Consider the following 22763-nt stretch of genomic DNA (forward strand, 5'->3'; position numbering starts at 1 on the left):
GCCGATGGCCCCCACCCCAACCCCTCCCCTGAAGGGGAGGGGCTTTAGGGCAACTATCGGTCGAAACCCGCCATCTCAAAACAAAAGAGGCGCGGCCCCCCGGCCGCGCCCCTCCCCCTTATCCGGGTAAACTTGTTTAGCGCGAGGCGAGCCGCATCGCGCCGGCTTTCGACGCCCACTGGATCGCCTCGCCGCCGCCCATCGCGCGGACGAAGCAGGTCTGACCCTGCGCCTTCAGCTCGTTGCACAGGCTCGCCGCGTCGGCGCGCGTCGCGAGGCCATTGACCGTCAGGCGATAGAAATTGCGGCCGTTCACCGTCGCGGCGTGGCTCGACGCCGGGAAGCTGGCCAGAATGGCGTTGCGCTTTTTGAGGCTGCCCCATTTTTCCTTGGCAATGCCCAGACTGTCATAGGCGCCGAGTTGAACCGCCCAGCCGCTGGGTTTTTTCGCGTCGAAGCCCATCGCCTTGGGGATCAGAACCGTCGCAAGCTCGATCGCTTGCTTCTGCGCCGGGCGGATACGCCCCTCGCCCGCGACGCGCGGTGCCGCGCGATACGGCGCGGCATCGGCCAGGATCACTTCGCCCGCGCGTTTCGGCTGCGGCAATTCGGTCACCGGCACGACACCATCGGCGCCGCGTTCGGGCATCGGCAGTTCGACGCTGCGGATCGCGCTGCCCGCATCCGCAAGAACCGGCGGCGGCGGCGCAAAAGCAGCAATCGGCGCCGGATCGGCGCTGGCGAGTTCTGCCACCGGTGCGGCTGCGGCCATCTGCGTGTCGCTGAAATTGCTGAGCGCGAGGCGCACCGGCATGCCGGCATCCTGTTGCGCCGTCGCGCCGATCAGGCTCGCGATGCGGACCTGCGCGTTCGGCTGCGCTGCCAGCTTCGACCATTCGGCCATCCGCCCTTCGAGCTTTGCCGCCGACAGATCCTGCGACGCGATGATCCGCGCCTGCGCCCAGCGGTCCGACAAGGCGAGCGCCAGCGCAAAATTCTGCCGCGTCCGGGCGTCGGCGCCCTTGGCGCGCGCCGCTTCGTTCAGCACATAGATCGACCCTTCGCTATCGCCCGCGAGCGCGAGCGCCAGCCCCAGGTCCGACGCGGGCACCGTGTCGCGATGCTCGGTCAACAGCGCGACGGCCTGCCCGTTCTTGCCCTGCGCGATCTGCGCCAGCGTCAGCGACAGGACCGTGTTGCTGTCGGCCGCGCCGAGTTCCATCGCTTCGGTCAGCGCCGCGGTTGCCGACGCAAAGCGGCCGTTGTTGAGGTACGCCTGACCCAGCAACGCCCGATAACCGGCGTCGCGCGGGCTGTCCGCCACTGCCGCTTCGGCCAGGCTGACCGCCTTGCTCGCCTTGCCGGCTTCGAGCGCAACGCGCGCATCGCTGGCGGATTTGGCGGCAATCGCGGGCTTGCCCGCGGCGCGCGACGGCGCTTCGGCCATCTTCATGCCGCTGCACCCCGTGGCGGCGCCCAGGACAAAGCCCGAAACAGCCAGTTTCATCAGCATCTTGCGGTTCATGTCTGGGTCCCCCTCTTATGCGTTCAGCGCTGCGTGCGGCGCATCGGGCGCGCGGCGGGCAAACGGCTTGCCATCGCGTCGATTTCGGGCAGCGAAGCCAGATATTCGTCGAGCAGGTCGGTCAGGATGACCTGCGACGACCGGTTCGTCACCGCGCTCGCAAGGCGCAGGCGCAAATGGCGTTCGGCGTCGAGACGCAATGTGAACGCGGCCTTTTCGCGAGCCCGCAGCGCGCGCGGCGCCTTTTCCTTCTTCGGAGCGGGCTCGGCGCGCGCCTCCACCTTGCGCGCCACCGCAGCGACGCGCTCTATGAGCGATTCCTGCTGGCGGACAACCTCGGGCACTTCGGGGGCTTCGGCCCTAAATTGATCGGCCTCAAACTGGTCGGCGCCATAATCGTCTTTCAGCCCGGCACGTTCGGCCGCGAACTCGGCTCCATATTCGGGCAGCAGTTCGTGACCGGCGCTGTCGTCGACCGCATGTTCGGCCTCGGCATTATGCGCGGGCACCGATCCGGTGAGCAGCGGCTTCAAATCCACCAGGCGCGCGGGTTCGGCCGACTGGTCGGGATCGACATCATAACCCATGTCGTTCCAGCCAAGGTCGTCGTAACCGCCGGGGTTCATCGGTGCGGGGCCGCTACCGAGCGGCTGGCGGCGCATGGCGGGACGCGCTCCGCCCTTGCGGGCAAGGAGGCCAGCGCTCAGCGATGCGAGGGGTTTTGGTTCGCCCATGGTTCCGATACCTCCCGTCACTGGCCAGCGACGCGGCGGCCGAAGCCACCACCCATCGGGCGAACCGCACCATAATTGCCCTGCGTGGGCAAAGGCGCGGCAAAGACGGTCCGGCGGAAATTCTTTTCGAGACGGTCGTTCATATAAGTCCACAGCTGGCGGATTTCGTCGGCGGAGCGCCCGTTCGGGTCGACCTCCATCACCGTGCGGCCGTCGATCATCGACGCGGCATAGTCGGTGCGGTGATGCAGCGTGATCGGCGCGACGGTGCCGTGCTGCGACAGCGCAACCGCGGCTTCGCTGGTGATCTTCGCCTTCGGCGTCGCGCCGTTGACGACGAACACCAGCGGCTTGCCGGCGCGCTCGCACAGGTCGACGGTGGCGCCGACGGCGCGCAGATCATGCGGGCTCGGCCGGGTCGGGACGACGATCAGTTCGGCGACCGAAATCACGCTCTGGATCGCCATGGTGATCGCCGGCGGCGTATCGATGACCGCCAGCTTAAAGCCTTGCTGGCGCAGGATTTCAAGGTCGGATGCCAGCCGCGCGACCGTGGTCTGGGCGAACGCCGGCAGGTCGGTCTCGCGCTCGTTCCACCAGTCGGCGAGCGAGCCCTGCGGGTCGATGTCGATCAGAACGACGGGGCCGGCGCCCGCGAGCTGCGCCTGCACCGCGAGGTGCCCCGACAGCGTGGTCTTTCCCGACCCGCCTTTCTGTGAAGCCAATGCCAATACGCGCACTGCGTTACCCCCTCGGAAATCCAAAATTCGGCGAAGGGATGCCATGCGGGGCGCTAAAATTGGGTTAACGATGATAAAATGAGGGTAAACGACTTCCCCACCGACATGGTAAACGATGCCCTAACGCACACTTGTCCCAGAACGGATCAAATTCGGCGGACCCTATTTTGTCGCTAACGCCGTGTTAGCCTATTCGCGCTATAAAGCATGCGGGGACTGCAGCCGCCGGGTCATGGCTTTGGGGCGGCGCAAGTCATTGGAGAATAAGATGCGTTCATTCCGCGCCGCCCTTTTTCTGGCTCTGCCGCTCACTGCGGCATCGCTGCTCGCCGTGCCTGCCCATGCCGACGTCAAGGATGGCGTCGATGCGTGGCAGGCCGGCAATTATCAGGCCGCGGTCGCCGAATGGCGTCCGCTCGCGCTCGCCGGCGACGCCGATGCGCAATTCAATCTGGGGCAAGCGTATAAGCTCGGCCGCGGCGTTCCCGCCGATCTCACCCAGGCCGAAGCCTGGTATCGCCGCGCCGCGAAGCTGGGGCATTTGCAGGCGGAAGACAATCTCGGCCTCGTGCTCTTCACCGCGAACCGCCGGCAGGAGGCGATGCCCTTCATCATCAATTCGGCGGCGCGCGGCGAACCGCGCGCGCAATATGTCCTCGGCACCGCGCACTTCAACGGCGATCTCGCGACGAAGGACTGGCCGCTGGCTTATGCGCTGACGAAGCGCGCCAGCGACGCCGGGCTCGACATCGCCTCGGCGCGTCTCGCCCAGCTCGACGGACTGATCCCGCTCGACCAGCGCCGGCGCGGGCTCGCGATGCTTCCCGAAATCGAACGCAGCGAACAACAGGCGCGCCTCGCCGCAGTGAACGCCGCCGCGCCGCCCGCGCCCAAACCCGTACCCGCCACCTCGCCGGTAAAGGTCGCCAGCGTGCCCGCCTCGACCCCCGGCACCCGCTACACGCCGCCGCCGGTGATCGACACGCCGCCGTCCGTCGCCGTACGCCCGTCCGCCGTGCCCGAACCCATCCGCAGCGTCTCGGTGCCATCCTCACCCGTCGCCAGCGCCGCCGCGGCCGCCGCCGCCGAAGCGACCGCCAACGCCGTCGCCGCGACCGCCCAGCCGGGTACGACCTACGCCGCGCCGCCGGAAAGCGGCAAACTGCCTCCCAAGCCCGAGCCGGCAAAAGCCGCGCCCAAGCCCGCACCGGCGACGGCCGCGCCGGTCGCGGCCGTCGCGACCGCCGCGACGCCAGCGCCGGCCCGCGTCCACAACGGCACCGGCAACCCTTGGCGCGCGCAGCTCGGCGCCTTCGGCGTCGAAGCCAACGCCCGCAATCTCTGGGCCTCGCTCGAAAAGAAAAATCCCGCCTTCGCCGGCCGCCCCCCCTATCTGGTGAAAAGCGGCAAACTCACCCGCCTCCAGGCCGGCGGCTTTGCGACCAAACGCGAAGCCGAAAGCTTCTGCGCCGCCGTGAGCAAGAGCGGGCAAGCCTGTCTGGTGGTGGACAAATAGCCGGTCGCCGCGCGATCAGTCGGTCGCCGGCAGCTCTTCATCCACCCAAAAATCGTCGGTCGGCATCATGAAATTGACCGTTTTGACGCAGCCCGACGCCCCCTGCGGCGAGGGGACGACGCGCGCGCCGCGCACGATGAAGGTCGCCTGCTGGCCGAAATCGGCCGACGGCTGCGCGTCCAATATCTTCACATTGCCGATCTCGCCCCATGGCGCGACGTCGAACGAAACGATCGCCCACCCCTCGATCGCGCGCTTGCGATAGGCGGGCGGATAATAGCTGTTGGGCCGGACCGCCCATTCGATCTGCCCCGGACAGACGGCGTTCGCGGGCCGCAATTCCTGCTCTGCGGGCCGCTTGGGCGGGGCGAGCTTGGCCGCCGCGCGCCAATAGGGATAGAGGCACCCGGTGCGCGCGCCGCGGGTAAAGCGCGAAGCCTGCACCGCCGCCACCGCCGCCGCGTCGAGTTCGGCATTGCCTGTGCTGTGCGCGATCCTGGCGTTGACCGGCCGACCCGTATCGTCGGTGTCGTAACCGACCAGCGACCAGTCGCGGCTCCCGGGCGTCGGCGTCACCTTCGAAAAATCGGGATAGGCGCGCAGCAGCGTCGCCGGGCGTGGCTTGTCGCGGCAATTCCCCACGGGGGCAAATAGGTCCCATCCCTCCAGCGGCAGCTTTGCACCCGTGGGATGGATCGAATAGGCGACCAGATCGGCGATCGGCGCGCTGGCCAGCGGATCGATTTTCGGGGTGTAGTCGATTTCGCAATTCTCGCGCTTCGCGCCCGCGGGAAAGCGACTCGCGGCCAGCGCGGGGCCGATATCTTGCCCAAAGGGATGCCCGCTGTTGTCACGCATGATCGAGCGCGTCCGCCCATCCAGATCGATGGCAAAGCGATAGGTCGCCGCTTTCAGCCGTTGCGGATCCATCAGCGCCAATTCGGCCGCGGGGCGTTGCACTGCCCCGCCCTGAACCGCGACCCCGTCGCAGCGGACCTCTCCCGGATTCCACGACAGCATCTGCTGCGACGACGTCGCGCGATCGCCGGATACCGGCGGCGGGGCAGGCGGCATGTTGGCCACGATCGACAGCAAGGTGATCAGAATACCCGTTTCCAACATGATCGAGCCCCCGCAATTTCACGCCCAGATTAGCGTTATTGCGGGGGCTTACAAGGTTGAAAAGCAACGGGATTGAACGCTATTTCGTGCCGGAACGCTCGTCGGCGAGCCTCTTTTCCAGCTTCTTGCGACCGCGGTCGGCGTAGGCGCTGCACGCCCCGGGCGTTTCGTCATACCGCCCCGGTCCGGCATTGTCGGGATGCGCCGCGATCAGCACGTCGCACGGCATCGCCTCCATCTTGCGATAGCTTTCGGCAAAGCCCTTGACGAACGACGCTCCGGCCTTCGAGCTGAAGCGATAGCCGTCCGCCGACACCGGGTTCAGGCTCGATGCAAAGACGATCGCCTTGCAGACTTCTCCCTCGCACGCCTGCCAGCGCCAGCTCATGCTGCCCATCGTGTGCCCCGGCGTCGCGACCGCGGTGATCGCCGCCTTGCCCAGCTTCAACACCTCGCCATCCTTGACGACGCGCAGCCGCGTCACGGCGGGCCAGCTGCCGCCATAGGCAAGTTGCGGGTCGTCCTTGGCGTGCATGCCTGTGCGCAGCCCCTCGGCGCCGCGGGCGCTCGCGACGACCGTTGCGCCGGTATCGCGCGCCAGTGCCGCGAGCCCGCCGGCATGGTCGAAATGCGGCTCGGTGCTCAGAATAAATTTGATGTCTTTGGGGTCGAAGCCCAGCTTGCGGACATTGGCGAGGATCGCCGGCGCCGCCTGCGGCAGCGCGCCGTCGATCAGCACCAGCCCGTCGCCCGTATCGATCAGCGCGACGCTCAGCCCGCCAAACCCGACCAGATAGCTGTTACCGAAAATCTTCTCGGGCGGCAGCGGCGCGAGCCACTCCTTGGCGCGCTCGACCGCCAGCGGCCGCGTCAACGGGTCGTCGGCCGCGGGCACCGAAACCCCGCTCACTCCCGCGAGCCATGCGGCGATAGTGATTGTTGCGATCATCATTCGTCTCCCTTCATCGCCGGGATGCCAATCCACACCACGCGCGAAAAGCCATGATTTCTCGACAAAGACATGAGAATAATTGATGACGTGCCATGGATCGCGCCCAACTTCCGCTCAACGCCCTCCGCGCCTTCGAGGCCGCGGCCCGCCACCTCAATTTCACCCGCGCCGCAATCGAGCTCTGCGTCAGCCAGGGCGCGGTCAGCCATCAGGTCGCGCAGCTCGAACGCCGGCTCGGCACCCGCCTCTTCCACCGCCTGCCTCGCGGCCTCGCGCTCACCGACGAGGGCCATGCGCTCGTCCCCGTCCTTGCCGAGGCGTTCGACCGCGTCGCCGCGACGCTCGATCAGTACGCCGACGGCCGGTTCCGCGAGGCGCTCAAGGTCGGCGTCGTCGGCACCTTCGCGACCGGCTGGCTGCTCCCGCGCCTCGATGCCTTCGCGCGCGCGCACCCGTCGATCGATCTGCGCATCTCGACCAACAACAACCGCGTCGACCTCGCGGGCGAGGCGCTCGACTATGCGATCCGTTTCGGCGACGGCGCGTGGCATGGCACCCATGCCGAACCCTTGCTCGCTGCCCCGATGGCGCCGATCTGCGCGCCCGCGATCGCCGCGCGGCTCAAGACTCCCGCCGACCTGATCCACGAGCGGCTGCTGCGCTCGTACCGCGCCGACGAATGGGCGCTCTGGTTCGCCGCCGCGAGCGTCCCTGTCCCCATGCTCCGCGGTCCCATCTTCGACAGCTCGGCGCTGATGGCGACCGCCGCCGCCGCAGGCCAGGGCATCGCGCTCGCACCGCCCGCGATGTTCTCGCGCGAGCTTGCCGCCGAACTGCTCGTCCAACCCTTCGCCCTCACGATTGACGCAGGCCGCTACTGGCTCACCCGCCTGATGTCGCGCCCCGAAAGCGACGCGATGCAGCGGTTTCGCGACTGGCTGGGCGAAGAAATCGCGACGACCTAAAGCTCAAATAATGGATCATAATTAGCCATTTTTCGTCATCCCGGACTTGATCCGGGATCGATATTTTCCATACGCAGTGTTGACATCGTAAACATCATCCCCATCTGGCCGCCGTCAATGTTAACGACGTCAACTTGAGCAGGAGAAATATCATGTATCACGCGATCGTCCGCCATCAGGTCCGCAAGATCTTCGGCGGCCTCAGCAAAGGCGACTGGGAGACCGCGCTCGGCGGCATGGCCGACCGCTTCGAACATATCTTCCCCGGCGACCACGCCCTCGGCGGCACGCGCCACACCAAGGCGGGCTTACGCGCCTGGTTCCAGCGCCTGTTCGCGGTCCACCCGGTCCTCAAATTCGAAATCAAGCATATCGCATCCAGCGGCACGCCGTGGGACACCACCGCGGTGATCGAATGGCGCGACCGCGCGGTGATGGCCGACGGCGACACCAGCTACGTCAACGACGGGGTCCACATCATCCGCCTGCGCTGGGGAAAGATCGTCAGCCTGCATCCCTATCTCGACACCGCGAAATATGCGGCGGCGTTGAAGCGGCTTGCCGATACAGGATTTGCCGAAGCGGGCGCCGCGCCGATCGAGGATTGAGGTGCGGTTTAAGGTTGAGGAGCCGCATCCCATTTTCGTCATTCCCGCGAAAGCGGGAATGACGAAGGCAAGAAAGAGTGCAGCTGCAATCGGTCGAAACTGGCCGTCACCCCCGCAAAATCTTATCCATCTTCTTGCCCTTCGCCAGCTCGTCGATCAGCTTGTCCAAATATCGCAGCTCGCGCATCAGCGGGTCTTCGATATTTTCGACCCGGATGCCGCAGATCACCCCGGTGATCAGCTCGCGTGCCGGGTTCAGCTTCGGCGCCCGCGCAAAGAAGTCCTCAAACGTCGTGCCCTTCGCCAGCTCGCTCTCAAGCGCCGTCTGGCTATACCCCGTCAGCCAGCGAATAATCTCATCGACCTCGGCCTTCGTCCGCCCCTTCTTCTCCGCCTTGGCGATATAATGCGGGTACACGCTCGCAACGCTGGTCGAAAAGATGCGGTGTTTGGTCATGGGGGCCTCCACGTCGGACACCATAACCATCGCCCTCCCCTTCGTCATCCCGGATTTGATCCGGGATCCAGACGACGGCTCCGTTCATGGATGCCGGGTCAAGTCCGGGGCGACGGGAGCATGCTCGCTTGGGGGTGGGGAGCGGACGTTAGCCTCTACTGTGTACCCCGGCTAATTCCGGTCGATACCGGCCGACATAACCCTACCCCAGCACCCAGCTCCGCCGCGGATAACCTTGCGCCCACAAAAGCGCGGTCAGATCATGATGCCGGATCACCGCCGCCGCCGCCTCGCCCGCGGCGGGATGCGGATAATAGCCGACCCCGAGCCCCGCGCTCGTGATCATCGGGATATCATTCGCGCCGTCCCCCACCGCCAGCGTTTCGGCGAGCGGAAGGCCGTGCTTGGCCGCCTCGGCCTTCAGCGTCTCCAGCTTTGCCGAACTGTCGACGATCGGCTCGCGGACCTTGCCGGTCAGCTTGCCGCCGGCAATCTCCAGCTCATTCGCGACCACCTTGTCGAACCCGATCGCTTCGCCCACCGGCCCGGCAAAGGCGGTAAAGCCGCCCGAAATCAGGATCGAATGCGCGCCATGCGCCTTCATCGTCTGCACCAGCGTGCGCGCGCCGCGCGTCAGCCGCACGCGCTCCATCCGGCACTCTACCAGCGTCGTTTCGGGCATCCCCGCGAGCAGCCCGACGCGCTCCTCCAGCGCCGCGCGGAAATCGAGCTCACCCTTCATCGCACGCTCGGTGATCGCCGCGATCTGCGGCTTCAGCCCCGCATAATCGGCGAGTTCGTCGATGCACTCGACCGTGATCATCGTCGAATCCATGTCGGCGATGAACAATTTCTTCGTCCGGTCGCCCAGCGGCTGCACGACGATATCGAGCGAACCATGGTCCATCAGCGCGAGTTCCTTGCGCGCACTCACCAGGCTGCCGTGAAAGACAATATCCGCCGCGTCATGCTCGTCGATCCAGTGCGGAGCGCCGACATCATGCCCCGTCGCGGCCAGCCGGTCGATCCCTTCGCGAACCACCTCGTCGGTCAGCTTTCCTGCTGCTATCAGCGTCGCGACGAACATGGCATCTCCTTCTTTCTCGACCGCCCAGACGCGGCAGCCCGTGGCACTTATCGCCGGACCCACCGCCAGCGGCAAGAGCGCTTTGGCGGTCGCGCTCGCAAAATCGCTCAAAAAAGGGATCGTCGTCAACGCCGACGCAAGCCAGGTCTACGCCGACCTCCGCATCCTCTCGGCGCGCCCGACCGACGCAGAGATGGCGGGCATACCCCACCGCCTCTTCGGCCACATCGACGCCGCCGAAGCGCACAACGCTGTGCGCTGGGCGGACGAAGCGCGCGGCGTGATCGCCGAAGCGCGTGCCGCGGGGCAAATCCCGATCCTCGTCGGCGGCACCGGCCTCCACATGCGTACGCTTCTTTACGGCATCGCGCCGGTGCCCGAGATCGACCCCGACATCCGCGAGGCCGTCCGCGCGCTTCCCGTGGCCGACGCCCATGCCGCGCTCGCCGCCGCCGATCCCGACGCAGCCGCGCGCCTCAACCCCGCCGACACCACCCGCGTTGCACGGGCACTCGAAGTCGTGCGCTCGACCGGCCGCACCCTCGCCGACTGGCAGCGGGCGATCGCGGGCGGCATCACCGACGAAATCGCCCTCGCCCCGCTGATCCTCCTGCCCCCGCGCGAGTGGCTGCGCGACCGCTGCGACGCGCGCCTCGTTCAGATGTTCGACCATGGCGCGATCGAAGAAGTCGAAGCCTTGCTCGCACGCAATCTCGACCCCGACCTCCCCGCGATGCGCGCGATCGGCGTCCCCCAGATTGCCGGCCACCTTCGCGGCGAGATCAGCCGCGCCGGCGCGCTCGAGCAGACGCAGGCTGCGACCCGCCAATATGCAAAGCGCCAATATACGTGGTTCCGCAACCAGCCGCCCGCCGATTGGCCGCGCCACCCAGAGTCATTAAACAATGAATCCATCAATCAATTAGCAATAATATTACGTGATAGACTGTTGACAGGATAGAATCATACACCTATTGCCCGCACCCTGTTGCAGCGCACAAGCGCTGCCCTTTTTGTATTCGGAGGGAGTTTCGTCGTGACGGAAATGAGTGGTGCCGACATGGTGGTTCAGGCGCTGGTCGACCTCGGGGTCGATACAGTGTTCGGCTATCCGGGCGGCGCGGTGCTTCCGATCTATGACGCGCTCTATAAACACCCGACGATCCAGCATATTCTCGTCCGCCACGAACAGGCGGCGACGCACGCGGCGGAGGGTTACGCGCGCTCGACCGGCAAGCCCGGCGTCGTGCTCGTGACGTCAGGCCCCGGCGCGACCAACGCCGTCACCGGCATCACCGACGCGCTGCTCGACAGTATCCCGATGGTCGTGCTGACGGGGCAGGTTCCGACGACGTTGATCGGCACCGACGCCTTTCAGGAATGCGACACCGTCGGCATCACGCGCCATTGCACCAAGCATAATTATCTCGTCATGGACCCCGACCGTTTGGGGCCGATCATGCACGAGGCGTTCCACATCGCGACGCACGGTCGCCCCGGCCCGGTGGTGATCGACATTCCGAAAAATGTGCAGGTCGCGACCGGCACTTACAGCGTGCCCGAATTCATCCAGCACAACAGCTATCGCCCGCAGGTCGAACCCGACGCCGACGCCATCGCCCAGGCGATCGACATGATCGCCGCGTCCGAACGCCCGATCTTCTACACCGGCGGCGGCGTCATCAACGCCGGTCCCGATGCCAGCGCGGCGCTGCGCCAGCTTGTCGCGCTTACCGGGGCGCCCGTGACCTCGACCTTGATGGGGCTCGGCGCCTTTCCCGCCGACGATGACAAATGGCTCGGCATGCTCGGCATGCACGGCACGTACGAAGCAAATATGGCGATGAACCGCGCCGACCTGATCATCGCCGTGGGCGCGCGCTTCGACGACCGCGTCACGGGGCGCCTCGACGCCTTCTCGCCCGATTCCAAGAAAATCCATATCGACATCGACCGCAGCTCGATCAACAAGATCGTCCCCGTCGACCTCGCGATCGTCGGCGACGCCGGCCGCGCGCTCGATGCGATCATTACGGGCTGGCAGGATGCGGGCCACAAAGCACGCGACCTGGGCGAATGGTGGCGCCGCATCGACGGCTGGCGCGCAACGCGCTGCCTCGACTTCCCCGAAAAGAAGGAGCCGGGCGCCGACATCATGCCGCAGCGCGCGGTGAAGGCGCTGTTCGACGCCACCCGCGGCATGGACCCGATCATCACGACCGAGGTTGGCCAGCACCAGATGTGGGCAGCGCAGCACTTCGGCTTCGCGGCGCCCAACCGCTGGCTCACCAGCGGCGGACTCGGCACGATGGGCTATGGTTTCCCTGCCGCGGTCGGCGCGCAGATCGCGCATCCGGGCCGCCTCGTCATCTGCATCGCGGGCGAAGCCAGCCTCCAGATGAACATTCAGGAAATGGGCACCGTCGCGCAATATCGCCTGCCGGTGAAAATCTTCATCCTCAATAATGAGTGGATGGGGATGGTCCGCCAGTGGCAGGAACTGACCTACGAAAGCCGCTATTCGAACAGCTATTCGGACAGCCTGCCCGATTTCGTGAAGCTCGCCGACGCCTATGGCTGGACGGGCCTGCGCATCGACACGCTCGGTCAGCTCGATGACGGTATCCAGACGATGTTGGGCACCCCCGGCCCGGTGATCGTCGACTGCCGCGTCGCACAGCTCGCCAACTGCTTCCCGATGATCCCCTCGGGCGCGGCGCACACCGAAATGCTCCTCCAGCCGAGCGACGTCACCGGCACGATGGACGACGAAGCCAAGGCGCTGGTGTGATGATCGCGAACGCTTTCCATCCCCTCCCGCCTGCGGGAGGGGCAGCGAGGCTTGCGAACTTGTTCGCTAGCCGCAGCGGGGTGGGCACCGCCACGCCGTCTGCTCGCTTCGCTCGCGCCCACCCCTCAATCCCCTCCCGCAAGCGGGAGGGGAAGGAATAACAATGAAAATAAAAACCGAAGCCGGCGAGCGCCATGTGCTCGCCATCACCGTCGATAACGAGGCCGGGGTGCTCGCCAAGATCACCGGGCTGTTCACCGCGCGCGGCTATAATATCGAAAGCCTGACCGTGGCGGACATCAGCTCCGACCACGCGCTCAGCCGCATCACGATCGTCACCTCGGGCTCGCCCGCGATCATCGACCAGATCATCGCGCAGCTTGACCGCCTCGTCCCCGTGCACAAGGTCATCGACCTTGCCGACGGCGGCGCGCATGTCGAACGCGAGATCGCGTTGGTCAAGGTCGCGGGCAGCGGCGAAAAACGCATCGAGGCGCTGCGCATGGCCGACGTGTTCCGCGCCAAGGTCGTCGACACGACGCTCACCAGCTTCATCTTCGAAATCACCGGAACGAGCGACAAGGTCGACCGCTTCGTCGCGCTCATGCGCGAATGCGGGCTGGTCGAGGTCGGCCGCACCGGCGTCGTCGCCATCGCCCGCGGGGCGGAGGCGGTTTAAAAACATATCTTTTAACTCTCGTCATCCCCGCGAAAGCGGGGACCCAGCGAGCAAGCGTTGCAACTGGGTTCCCGCTTTCGCGGGAATGACGACCAAATAACCATCGAAGGGGTTAAGAAATGCAGGTTTATTACGATCGCGACGCCGACCAGGATCTGATCAAGGGCAAGAAGGTCGCCGTCGTCGGCTATGGCAGCCAAGGCCACGCCCACGCGCAGAACATGCGCGACAGCGGCGTGCGTGAAGTCGCTATCGCTCTCCGCCCCGGTTCGGCAACCGCTAAGAAGGCCGAAGCCGCGGGCTTCAAGGTCATGTCGAACAAGGAAGCCGCCGAATGGGCCGACGTCATCATGATCGCCGCCCCCGATGAAGCACAGGCGAAAATCTACGCCGACGACATCGGCCCGAACATGAAGCCCGGCGCCGCGCTCGCTTTCGCGCACGGGCTCAACATCCACTTCGGCCTCATCGACGCGCGTCCCGACATCGACGTCTTCATGGTCGCGCCCAAGGGCCCCGGCCACACGGTCCGCAGCGAATATCAAAAGGGCGGCGGCGTCCCCTGCCTGATCGCGGTCGCACAGGAAGCCGAGGGCGCGGGCGCGTCGGGCAACGGCTATGCCAAGGCGCTCGCCCTCAGCTACGCAAGTGCGGTCGGCGGCGGCCGCAGCGGCATCATCGAAACCACCTTCAAGGAAGAGTGCGAAACCGACCTCTTCGGCGAACAGGCCGTGCTCTGCGGCGGCATCACCCACCTGATCCAGGCCGGGTTCGAAACGCTGGTTGAGGCGGGCTACGCCCCCGAAATGGCCTATTTCGAATGCCTCCACGAAACCAAGCTGATCGTCGACCTCCTTTATGAAGGCGGCATCGCGAACATGCGCTATTCGATCTCGAACACCGCCGAATATGGCGACATCAAGACCGGCCCGCGCATCATCACCGACGAAACCAAGGCCGAAATGAAGCGCGTCCTCGCCGACATCCAGTCGGGCCGCTTCGTCAAGGATTTCGTGCTCGACAACCAGGCCGGCCAGCCCGAACTGAAGGCCAGCCGCAAGGCGGCCGCGGCGCACCCGATCGAACAGACCGGCGCCGAACTCCGCGCCATGATGCCGTGGATCGCAAAGAACCAGCTCGTCGACAAATCGAAGAACTAATCTGACCATCCCCAACTTCGTCATCCCCGCGAAAGCGGGGACCCTGCGAGCCAATGATGCAGCTGGGTTCCCGCTTTCGCGGGAATGACGAAAGAGGAGAAAACGTGCCGAACTCTCCCTTCGACACCCACCGCGCCGACCTCGACGCGCTCGCCGCCGACAGCCGCCGCCGCACCCTCGCGCCGCGCGCCGGCCGCGATTTCGCGTCGAACGACTATCTCGGCCTCGCCGATAGCGAAGCACTCCGCACCGCGCTCGTCGCAGGCATCGAGCGCGGGCTTCCCGCGGGCTCGGGCGGCTCGCGTCTCCTCCGCGGCAATCACGCCGAGCATGAAGCGCTCGAAGCCCATGCCGCGCGCCATTATGGCAGCGAGGCCGCGCTCTTCTTCGCCACCGGCTTCGCCGCCAACGCCGCGCTATTCGCCACGCTCCCGCAGCGCGGCGACCTCGTCGTCCACGACGAACTCATCCACGCGAGCGCGCACGACGGCATGAAACTCGGCCGCGCCGGCAGCATCGCCGCCGCGCACAACGACGCGCAGTCGTTCGACGACATCATCGCGCGCTGGCGCGCTGGCGGCGGCATGGGCACCCCCTGGATCGCGGTCGAAAGCCTCTACAGCATGGACGGCGACCGCGCCCCACTCGCCGACCTTGCCGACGTCGCCGACCGCCACGACGCCGTCCTCGTCGTCGACGAGGCGCACGCCACCGGCGTGTTCGGCCCCGGCGGCGCTGGCCTCGCCCACGCCCTGCCGCGCCGCGACAACCTCATCACCCTCCACACCTGCGGCAAGGCTTTGGGCGCCGAAGGTGCACTGCTCTGCGCCCCCCGGATCGCGACCGACTTCCTCGTCAACCGCGGCCGCCCCTTCATCTTCTCGACCGCCCCCTCGCCCTTGATGGCGTGGCTCGTCCGCCAGGCGATCGAGATTGTCGCGAACGAACCCGAACGGCAGGCGCGCCTCCACGCCCTTGTCCGCCACGCCGCCGAACGCCTCGTGCCCCTCGGCATCCCCGCCAGCGGCACGCAAATCCTGCCCGTCATCATCGGCGACAACGACCGCACGATGCGCATCGCAGGCCAGCTCCGCGATGCCGGCTTCGACATTCGCGGTATCCGCCCGCCCACGGTGGCACAGGGAACCGCGCGCCTCCGCATCGCGATCACGCTCAATGTTGACGAAGCTAACATCGACGATATGGCCGACGCTTTGGAACAAGCGATGGCCGCCGCATGACCCGCTTCGTCGTAACCGGCACCGACACCGGCATCGGAAAAACAATCTTTTCCGCCGCTTTGGCGCAGGCGACCCGCGCGCCTTACTGGAAACCGATCCAATCGGGCCTCGAAGAAGAAACCGACAGCGAGGTCGTCGCACGCCTCGCCGGCGTGCCGATCCATCCGGAAGCCCACCGCCTCTCCGCCCCGGCCTCGCCGCATATCGCGGCCGAAATTGACGGCGTTAACATCGACGTCGAAACGCTCACCCCGCCGCCCGGCAACCTCATCGTCGAGGGTGCCGGCGGCGCGCTCGTCCCCGTCACGCGCACCACGCTCTACGCCGACCTGTTCGCTAAATGGCAAATCCCCGTCATCGTCTGCGCGCGCACCAGCCTCGGCACGATCAACCACAGCCTGCTCACGATCGAGGCCTTGCGCGCGCGCGGCGTCCCGATCCACGGCCTCGCCTTCCTCGGCCACGCGGTGGAGGACAGCGAGGCGATCATCACGACCATATCGGGCGTCCGCCGCCTAGGCAGGTTACCGATCATAGATCCGCTGACGCCGGAAAAGCTGTCGGAGGCGTTCGCCGATAACTTCGACCGCGCCAATTTCCTCTAATTTTCGTCATCCCCGCGAAAGCGGGGACCCAGTCCAAAAAAAGAACTCCACCCGCAGGGTGACAATCCGAAACGCGACGGCAGAACTGGGTTCCCGCTTTCGCGGGAATGACGAAGGTGTAAGGAGCGCACGATGAGCACCCCCACTTCCCCCGTCTGGCACCCCTTCACCCAGCACGGCCTCGGCGACCCCATCCCGCTGATTTCGCACGCCAAAGACGCCAAACTCTACGCCGCCGACGGCACCAGCTGGATCGACGCCATCTCGAGCTGGTGGGTCACCACCCACGGCCACGCGCACCCGCGCATCATGGCCGCGATCCGCGACCAGTCCGAAAAGCTCGACCAGCTCATCTTCGCCGGCTGGACGCACGAACCCGCCGAGACGCTCGCCGCCGAACTGATCCGCATCACCCCCGCCCCGCTCACCCGCGTCTTCTTCTCGGACTCGGGCTCGACCAGCGTCGAGGTCGCGCTGAAAATGGCGCTCGGCTATTGGTACAACATTGGCGAGCCGCGCAGCCGCATCCTCGTCCTCGACCACAGCTATCATGGCGACACGATTGGCACGATGTCGGTCGGCGAGCGCGGCGTCTATAACCGCGCCTGGCAGCCTTTGCTCTTCGACGTCGACACCATCCCCTTCCCGCACGAAGGCATGGAACAAGCCACGCTCGACGCGCTCGAAGCCGCGTGCCGACAAAAACCTGCCGCCTTCATCGTCGAACCGCTGATCCTCGGCGCCGGCGGCATGCTCATCTACCCAGCGTGGGTGCTCGCCGAAATGCGCAGCATCTGCGCACGCCACGACGTCCTCTTCATCGCCGACGAGGTGATGACCGGCTGGGGGCGCACCGGCACACGCTTCGCCTGCGACCAGGCGGGGGTCATCCCCGACATCGTCTGCCTGTCGAAAGGCCTCACCGGCGGCGCGCTCCCGCTCGCGGTCACTCTCTGCATCGAGCCGATTTTCGCAGCGCATTATTCGACCGACCGCGCGAAAACCTTCTATCATTCGTCGAGCTACACCGCGAACCCGATCGCCTGCGCCGCCGCCGCCGCCAATCTCGCCATCTGGCGCGACGAGCCCGTCCAGCAGCGCATCGACACGCTCGCCGACGCACAGGCGGCACACCTTTCGCTGCTTTCGCAGGACCCGCGCGCCCAAAACCCCCGCCGCCTCGGCACAATCGCCGCGCTCGACATCGTCGTACCCGACGCAGGCTATCTCTCGACCCTCGCCCCGCGCCTGATCGCCTTCTACCGCGACCGTGGCGTCCTCCTCCGCCCGCTCGGCAACACGCTCTACGTTATGCCGCCCTATTGCATCACGCCCGACGAGCTGGAGCAGGTGTGGAGCGCGATAAAGGCATCGCTCGGCGCCGTATAAGGCGGCTTGCTAAGAAGCCAGCGCGCTCGCGATGCGCGCGATAAGCGCCTCGGCCCCCGCTTCGTCGGCGGCGGTAAAGCGTCCGGCAACCGGGCTGTCGAGGTCGAGCACGCCGACCAGCCGGTCGCCCGCGATCACCGGCACCACCAATTCGCTGCGGCTGTCGGCGTCGCACGCGATATGGCCGGGAAAGGCGTGGACATCATCGACGCGCTGGGTGGAACGAAGCCGCGCCGCAGCGCCGCACACGCCCTTATCGAGCGGAATACGGATGCACGCCGCCTTGCCCTGGAACGGGCCGAGCACCAGTTCCTGCCCGTCAAACCGATAAAAGCCCGCCCAGTTGAGGTCGGGGATCGCCTGCCAGATCAGCGCCGCGACATTCGCCATATTGGCAATGCCGTCGGGCTCGCCCGCGACGAGCGCCGCGGCGGCATCGCCCGCCTCGGCCCAGAGTGCGGCGGGATCGGTGGCCGAGAAGGACAGCGCGAAGCTCATTTTTCGACGCTCAGCCCCGTCCATTTCGCCGCAAAGGCATATTTGTCGGCCGCCTCGGCGATGATCTTGTCGGTCGGTTTGCCCGACCCGTGGCCGGCGCGCGTTTCGACGCGGATCAGGTGCGGCTTGTCGCCCGCCTTCGCATGCTGGAGCGCGGCGGTATATTTGAAGCTGTGCCCCGGCACGACGCGGTCGTCGGTGTCGGCGGTCGTCACCAGCACCGCGGGATAGGCCGTGCCGTCCTTGATATTATGGTACGGCGAGTAAGCGAGCAGATTCTTGAAATCGCTTTCCTTGGACGGATAGCCATAATCGTCGACCCAGTAACGCCCCGCAGTAAAGCGGTCGAAGCGCAGCATGTCCATCACGCCGACCGCGGGCAGCGCCGCAGCGAACAGGTCGGGGCGCTGGTTGGTCACCGCACCGACGAGCAGCCCGCCGTTCGACCCGCCCTCGATCGCGACCTGGCCCTTGCCCGCGATCCCTTGCGCAATCAGATATTCGCCCGCGGCGATGAAATCGTCGAAGACATTCTGCTTCTTGTCGAGCCGCCCCGCGTCGTGCCACGCCTTGCCATATTCGCCGCCGCCGCGCAGGTTCGCGATCGCCAGCACGCCGCCCTTGTCGACCCACGCGAGCCGCGTCGGCGAAAAGCCGGGGGTCATCGAAACATTGAAGCCGCCATAGCCATAGAGCAATGTCGGCGACCCCTTGCTGCGGTCGAGGCCCTTTTTCATCACGACGAACATCGGCACCTCGGTACCGTCTTTCGACTTATAGAAGCGCTGCTCGACCGAGAAGTCGGCGGGGTTGAAGGTCAGCTTGGGCTCGGCGAAAATCTCGCTCTTCCCCGTCTGCGTGTCGAAGCGATAGATCGTCGTCGGGCGCGCATAGCTCGAGAAGCTGTAGAAGGTTTCGGGATCGCTCGACTTGCCGCCGAACCCCGTCGCCGCGCCAATGTCGGCGAGGTTGATATTGGCGATCGGCTTGCCGTCGAGTGCGACCATGCGCGCCTCCGACTTGGCATCGCCGAGGTAGGACAGGATCAGGCGATTGCCGACGCGCGACGCGCCGACCAATGTCGCCTCATTCTCGCCGACGAGCTGCGTCAGTTCGGCGGGTTTGCGGATATCCAGCGAAACGATCCGCCCGCGCGGCGCGCCCTTGTTTGTGACAAAGGTAAAGCGCGTCCCTTCGTTGGTCACATATTCCCAGTTGTTCGCAAAATCGTCGACCAGCACGATCGGCTTCGCGCCGGGCTTGCCCACCGGATGCAGCGTCAGGCCATAGCGATCGTCGGTCCCCTCGGACGAGACAACGAGCAGATATTTGCCGTCGTCGGTGACGACCGCGCTGTTGTTGAGCTTGGGCTTGTCGGGGGTCGCGTGGATCAGCACGTCGGCGCTCTGCGGCGTGCCGAGCTTGTGGAAATAGACGCTGTGGTTTTCGTTCAGCGACTGGAACGCTGCGCCCTTGGCGGGCTCGGGAAAGCGCGAATAATAAAAGCCGCTGCCGTCCTTCGCCCAGTCGAGCGCCGAAAATTTCACCCAGCGCACCTCGTCGGACAGGTCCTCGCCGGTCGCGACATCCTTGACGCGCACGATGCGCCAGTCGGTGCCGCCGTCCTGCACCGAATAGAGGAGATGCTTGCCATCCTCCGACGGGTTCCATTCGCCGAGCGCGGTCGCGCCGTCCTTCGCCCATGCGTTCGGGTCGATCAGCACGCGCCCTTCGCCCTTCAGCCCCTCGCGGACATAGAGCACCGACTGCGGCTGCAGCCCGTCGTTGCGCGTATAGAAATAGCGGCTCCCCGCCTTGGTCGGCAGCCCGAAGCGTTCGTAATTGTAAAGCTCGGTCATCCGCTTTTTGAAGCTGTCACGGCCGGGGAGCGTTTCGAGATAGGTGTCGGTGACCCTGTTCTGCGCCGCGACCCAGTCTGCGACCTTCGGATTGACGCGAACATCATCCTCCAGCCAGCGATAGGGATCGGCAACATCGACCCCGAACTGCGGGTCGACCGTGTCGCCGCGCGCCGTGTCGGGATAGGCAAGCGCCTTGACCGTGGCCGACGCCGCCGCGGCATCGGCCGCCTGCGCTGTTCCCGGAATCATCGTCATAAGGGCGAGCGCCAGCGGCGCGGACGGGGTTTTACGGGGCATGGCAAGGCGACCTCTTTTCTGGGGAAATTTTCGTGCGCCGATATGTAAGCATCGGCAAGGGACGGGCAAGAGGATTTGCGCGCATTTCCAATTCGGATCGATGTCCGGCAACGACCGGTTGCGGCCATTGGCGCGCAGCGGCAAGATGAGTGGCGAACGGATAAAGCAATGCGCCAACGCCAACGATTTTGTTCCCTGCGGTTCCTGCTGGAACTGGCGATCATCCCGATCAGCCTAATCGCGGCTTATGCACTGTTCGTTGGGGTGACGTTCGGATTTAACCTTTGGCGTGCGGAGGCACCCTTAGTTACCGCCGTATGGCTGATGATCGTGACGTCTCCGCTATGGTTCTACCTTCTTCTCAAATGGTCTCAGACATCCGCAACTAGAACGGCGTTCCTCGCCGCAGGAGTGGCCATCCCTGCGAGCTATTTTGCATTTCAAGTGTTCGCCTGATCATGCCCGGACGACGTCCGCTTCCCACCCCAAAGCGAACCTTCCCGACCATCTCCCCACATTTCGCATCCACGGCGAGCCACAACATAGAGCCTTGGTTTTTCCCGCTCGATACCCATCTGAAAGCCAACGCCCCGTCGGCCAGGCCCTCGCCCCTCCCCCTTTCCCGCCTCGGCGCGAAGGACAGGCAAGGCAGGTTCGGCTTAGGTTCATCTCGGCACGCCAATCTGCGCCGCGGGGATATGGGGCCTTGGAATGCGATTGATAATGAAGAATAAAGCCGGCCTCCTCCTCCCCCTCTTCGCGGCGCTCGCCTTCGCCGCCCCCGCGCTCGCGCAGAATGACAGCTCGCTCGCGCAATCGAGCGAGCCGCCGCAGCGCACCTCGGTCCTTTACACCTATGGCGACGAACCCTGCCCCGAGCCCAAAGGCGATGAGATCGTCGTCTGCGCGCAGCAGCCCGAAACCGAACGCTACCGCGTACCCAAGGAATTGCGCGAGGAACTGAAGGACGACGCCCCCGTCGGCGGCGGCAGTTGGGCCTCGGCGGTCGAGGGCTATGACAATGTCGCGCGCGCGACGCGCCCGGGCAGCTGCTCGCCCGTCGGCAGCTACGGCTTCACCGGCTGCGCCGCCGCCGCGATGCGCGAATGGTTCGAAGCGCGCCGCGCGCCCTGAGCGTTCGCGCGCCCGATCAAACTCGGCTCGTCGCATATACCCCGCACGGGGTATGCCACCGTCGTAAATCGCTGATAACCGGCCCGCCAGAGGGATTTGATTGTGTGGGGGCAATCGAAAACCGGGCGTGGCCGCACCCGTGGCACGAACGTCCGGCTGGGGGATATCGGCGGCTAGCGACCCGCCGTCGGTATCCTTTCCCGCTCAGGACCCTAACCTAACGCAACAACCGGTTCACCAGCGCCGTCAATTCGGCCTCGCGGGCGACATCGCTCTTGCGCAGGATCGATTTGATCTGCGTGCTCAGCGTCTGCGCGCTCGTACCGCGCGTCGCAGCTATATCCTCGCGCGCCTCACCATTCGCCAGCCGCACCGCGATCGCGGCCTCGGCTGCGGTCAGGCCCAACGCGGCGCGCAGCGGTGCGATCCGCGTCGCGGGAATATCCGCCGCGCGCCGCGCGACGACCAGCACGCGCGGGTCGAACCCGAAATCCCATTCGCGCCGCGGCAGGCGAAAGATTTCGCAAAGCAGGCCGGCCCCGCCCTCAAGCGGGGACCCGATCCAATATTGCTGCATCACCGCGCCGCTCTGCGCCCGGCCAAGCGCCGCCTGAAGCACCGCATCGGCATCGCGCCGCGCCGCGCCCAGCCGGCCCCGGCGCACGCACAACGCGCCGCCCGCCCGGTCGCCGACGATCGCCTCCGCCGACCCCGACAGCGCCGCGACGGCGCCATGCCGGTCGATCAGGAACGCCGCGACACCGATCGCATCGAACGCCCCGACGGTCATCGCCGCGCCGCGCCGCGCCATCGCCTGCTGCATCCTGACCGCCGCCAGCGCATAGCTCGCCCCCGCCGCGAACATCTTCTGGTCGCGCTCGTCGCTCCGTCCCTCGCGCTCGGACCGCAGCGACGCCAGCCCGACGAGCAGCCCTTCGCCCTCGACCAGCACCGTCTGGCAGCCGTGGACGCCGTCCCACTTGCGGACATGCTCCTCATAATCGTCGGTGCCGCTGTGTTGGCGCGCGATGTCGTAATGAACCTCGCTCAAAATCTCCATCGGCCGCCCGGATGCTGCGACGCGCCAGTTGACCTCGGGCCGCCATCCCTCGATTTCCAGGAACTCGCGCTGATAGGCGGCGTCGATATCGGGCATGAAATTGAACAAAGTCGCCTCATCGCCGAGCCCCAGCAATTGCGCGCGCGACGAGCCGGTCCGGCGCGCGAACAGACGCAGCGCCATGTTCCAGCCGTCCTCCTCGAACGGCGCCGCCAGAAAGGTATTTTCGACCTCGCCCGCTTCGCGGGCAAACAGGCTATCCATAGACGTCGGCCCCCCAGCCTTCGTGCTTCGCCGCGTTGCAGCATGAAACCGGGTGCGACACAAGCGCCTTGCGACGA

General features: G+C 66.1%; 22 protein-coding genes. 12 read left to right on the plus strand and 10 right to left on the minus strand.

Annotation, left to right across the window (positions count from 1 at the left end):
* Window positions 1-136: 136 nt before the first annotated feature.
* From SKP52_RS11900 to SKP52_RS11910, 3 genes are read right to left on the minus strand one after another with little or no spacing between them, the layout of a single operon-like run.
* A complete protein-coding gene (locus SKP52_RS11900) occupies window positions 137-1525 on the minus strand; it encodes an SPOR domain-containing protein (protein ID WP_039574960.1) in 1389 nt (462 codons plus the stop codon).
* Between the two features lie 23 nt (window positions 1526-1548).
* Window positions 1549-2259, minus strand: a complete 711-nt coding sequence (locus SKP52_RS11905; protein WP_039574962.1) for a hypothetical protein — start codon at window positions 2257-2259, stop codon at window positions 1549-1551.
* Between the two features lie 17 nt (window positions 2260-2276).
* Window positions 2277-2999, minus strand: coding sequence for a ParA family protein (locus SKP52_RS11910; protein ID WP_039574964.1), 723 nt, complete (start codon window positions 2997-2999; stop codon window positions 2277-2279).
* Window positions 3000-3267: 268 nt separating this feature from the next.
* Here SKP52_RS11910 and SKP52_RS11915 point away from each other — a divergent pair, with 268 nt between their 5' ends.
* Window positions 3268-4515, plus strand: coding sequence for an SPOR domain-containing protein (locus SKP52_RS11915; protein ID WP_039574966.1), 1248 nt, complete (start codon window positions 3268-3270; stop codon window positions 4513-4515).
* 15 nt (window positions 4516-4530) lie between these two features.
* Here SKP52_RS11915 and SKP52_RS11920 read toward each other — a convergent pair whose 3' ends face one another.
* Window positions 4531-5637 (minus strand): TonB family protein, encoded by a 1107-nt coding sequence (locus SKP52_RS11920; RefSeq protein WP_052208191.1) that lies wholly within the window; start codon window positions 5635-5637, stop codon window positions 4531-4533.
* A gap of 79 nt (window positions 5638-5716) precedes the next feature.
* Entirely contained in the window at window positions 5717-6586 is an 870-nt protein-coding gene (gene bla / locus SKP52_RS11925; protein ID WP_039580852.1) for a subclass B3 metallo-beta-lactamase, read from the minus strand.
* A gap of 95 nt (window positions 6587-6681) precedes the next feature.
* Between bla and SKP52_RS11930 the strand changes: the two genes are divergently transcribed.
* Entirely contained in the window at window positions 6682-7554 is an 873-nt protein-coding gene (locus tag SKP52_RS11930) for a LysR family transcriptional regulator (RefSeq protein WP_039574968.1), read from the plus strand.
* Between the two features lie 152 nt (window positions 7555-7706).
* Window positions 7707-8162, plus strand: coding sequence for a nuclear transport factor 2 family protein (locus SKP52_RS11935; RefSeq protein ID WP_039574970.1), 456 nt, complete (start codon window positions 7707-7709; stop codon window positions 8160-8162).
* A 106-nt stretch (window positions 8163-8268) separates the two neighbouring features.
* On the opposite strand, the gene SKP52_RS11940 is transcribed toward SKP52_RS11935, so the two are convergent.
* Together SKP52_RS11940 and serB are read right to left on the minus strand one after the other, a co-directional pair.
* Complete coding sequence (locus tag SKP52_RS11940; RefSeq protein ID WP_039574972.1) at window positions 8269-8619, minus strand: DUF2200 domain-containing protein; 351 nt, start codon at window positions 8617-8619, stop codon at window positions 8269-8271.
* Between the two features lie 202 nt (window positions 8620-8821).
* Entirely contained in the window at window positions 8822-9706 is an 885-nt protein-coding gene (gene serB, locus SKP52_RS11945; RefSeq protein ID WP_039574974.1) for a phosphoserine phosphatase SerB, read from the minus strand.
* On the opposite strand from serB, the gene miaA reads away from it, so the two are divergent.
* From miaA to SKP52_RS11980, 7 genes are all read left to right on the plus strand, one after another.
* Entirely contained in the window at window positions 9705-10667 is a 963-nt protein-coding gene (gene miaA / locus SKP52_RS11950; protein ID WP_039574975.1) for a tRNA (adenosine(37)-N6)-dimethylallyltransferase MiaA, read from the plus strand. The genes serB and miaA overlap by 2 nt on opposite strands.
* Before the next feature lie 75 nt (window positions 10668-10742).
* The gene (gene ilvB / locus SKP52_RS11955) at window positions 10743-12497 is read left to right on the plus strand and encodes a biosynthetic-type acetolactate synthase large subunit (protein ID WP_039574976.1); all 1755 of its coding nucleotides are present in this window, start codon (window positions 10743-10745) and stop codon (window positions 12495-12497) included.
* Window positions 12498-12660: 163 nt separating this feature from the next.
* Window positions 12661-13176, plus strand: a complete 516-nt coding sequence (gene ilvN, locus SKP52_RS11960) for an acetolactate synthase small subunit (RefSeq protein ID WP_039574978.1) — start codon at window positions 12661-12663, stop codon at window positions 13174-13176.
* Window positions 13177-13295: 119 nt separating this feature from the next.
* Window positions 13296-14336 (plus strand): ketol-acid reductoisomerase, encoded by a 1041-nt coding sequence (ilvC, locus tag SKP52_RS11965; protein ID WP_039574981.1) that lies wholly within the window; start codon window positions 13296-13298, stop codon window positions 14334-14336.
* Window positions 14337-14392: 56 nt separating this feature from the next.
* On the plus strand, window positions 14393-15577 hold the full coding sequence (locus tag SKP52_RS11970) for an 8-amino-7-oxononanoate synthase (protein WP_052208956.1): 1185 nt from the start codon (window positions 14393-14395) through the stop codon (window positions 15575-15577).
* A complete protein-coding gene (gene bioD, locus SKP52_RS11975; RefSeq protein ID WP_039574983.1) occupies window positions 15574-16182 on the plus strand; it encodes a dethiobiotin synthase in 609 nt (202 codons plus the stop codon). The genes SKP52_RS11970 and bioD overlap by 4 nt, the downstream gene beginning before the upstream one ends.
* Window positions 16183-16314: 132 nt before the next feature.
* The gene (locus SKP52_RS11980; protein WP_039574985.1) at window positions 16315-17571 is read left to right on the plus strand and encodes an adenosylmethionine--8-amino-7-oxononanoate transaminase; all 1257 of its coding nucleotides are present in this window, start codon (window positions 16315-16317) and stop codon (window positions 17569-17571) included.
* Between the two features lie 9 nt (window positions 17572-17580).
* Here SKP52_RS11980 and SKP52_RS11985 read toward each other — a convergent pair whose 3' ends face one another.
* Entirely contained in the window at window positions 17581-18069 is a 489-nt protein-coding gene (locus SKP52_RS11985; RefSeq protein WP_039574987.1) for a GAF domain-containing protein, read from the minus strand.
* Window positions 18066-20228 (minus strand): prolyl oligopeptidase family serine peptidase, encoded by a 2163-nt coding sequence (locus tag SKP52_RS11990; protein ID WP_039574989.1) that lies wholly within the window; start codon window positions 20226-20228, stop codon window positions 18066-18068. The genes SKP52_RS11985 and SKP52_RS11990 overlap by 4 nt, the downstream gene beginning before the upstream one ends.
* 75 nt (window positions 20229-20303) lie before the next feature.
* Between SKP52_RS11990 and SKP52_RS11995 the strand changes: the two genes are divergently transcribed.
* Both SKP52_RS11995 and SKP52_RS12000 read left to right on the plus strand, forming a co-directional pair.
* A complete protein-coding gene (locus tag SKP52_RS11995; RefSeq protein WP_160292407.1) occupies window positions 20304-20684 on the plus strand; it encodes a hypothetical protein in 381 nt (126 codons plus the stop codon).
* Window positions 20685-20951: 267 nt separating this feature from the next.
* On the plus strand, window positions 20952-21362 hold the full coding sequence (locus tag SKP52_RS12000; protein WP_039574991.1) for a hypothetical protein: 411 nt from the start codon (window positions 20952-20954) through the stop codon (window positions 21360-21362).
* 217 nt (window positions 21363-21579) lie between these two features.
* On the opposite strand, the gene SKP52_RS12005 is transcribed toward SKP52_RS12000, so the two are convergent.
* A complete protein-coding gene (locus SKP52_RS12005; RefSeq protein WP_052208193.1) occupies window positions 21580-22686 on the minus strand; it encodes a helix-turn-helix transcriptional regulator in 1107 nt (368 codons plus the stop codon).
* Window positions 22687-22763: the final 77 nt, after the last annotated feature.

This window comes from Sphingopyxis fribergensis (genome assembly GCF_000803645.1).
GTDB lineage: Bacteria > Pseudomonadota > Alphaproteobacteria > Sphingomonadales > Sphingomonadaceae > Sphingopyxis > Sphingopyxis fribergensis.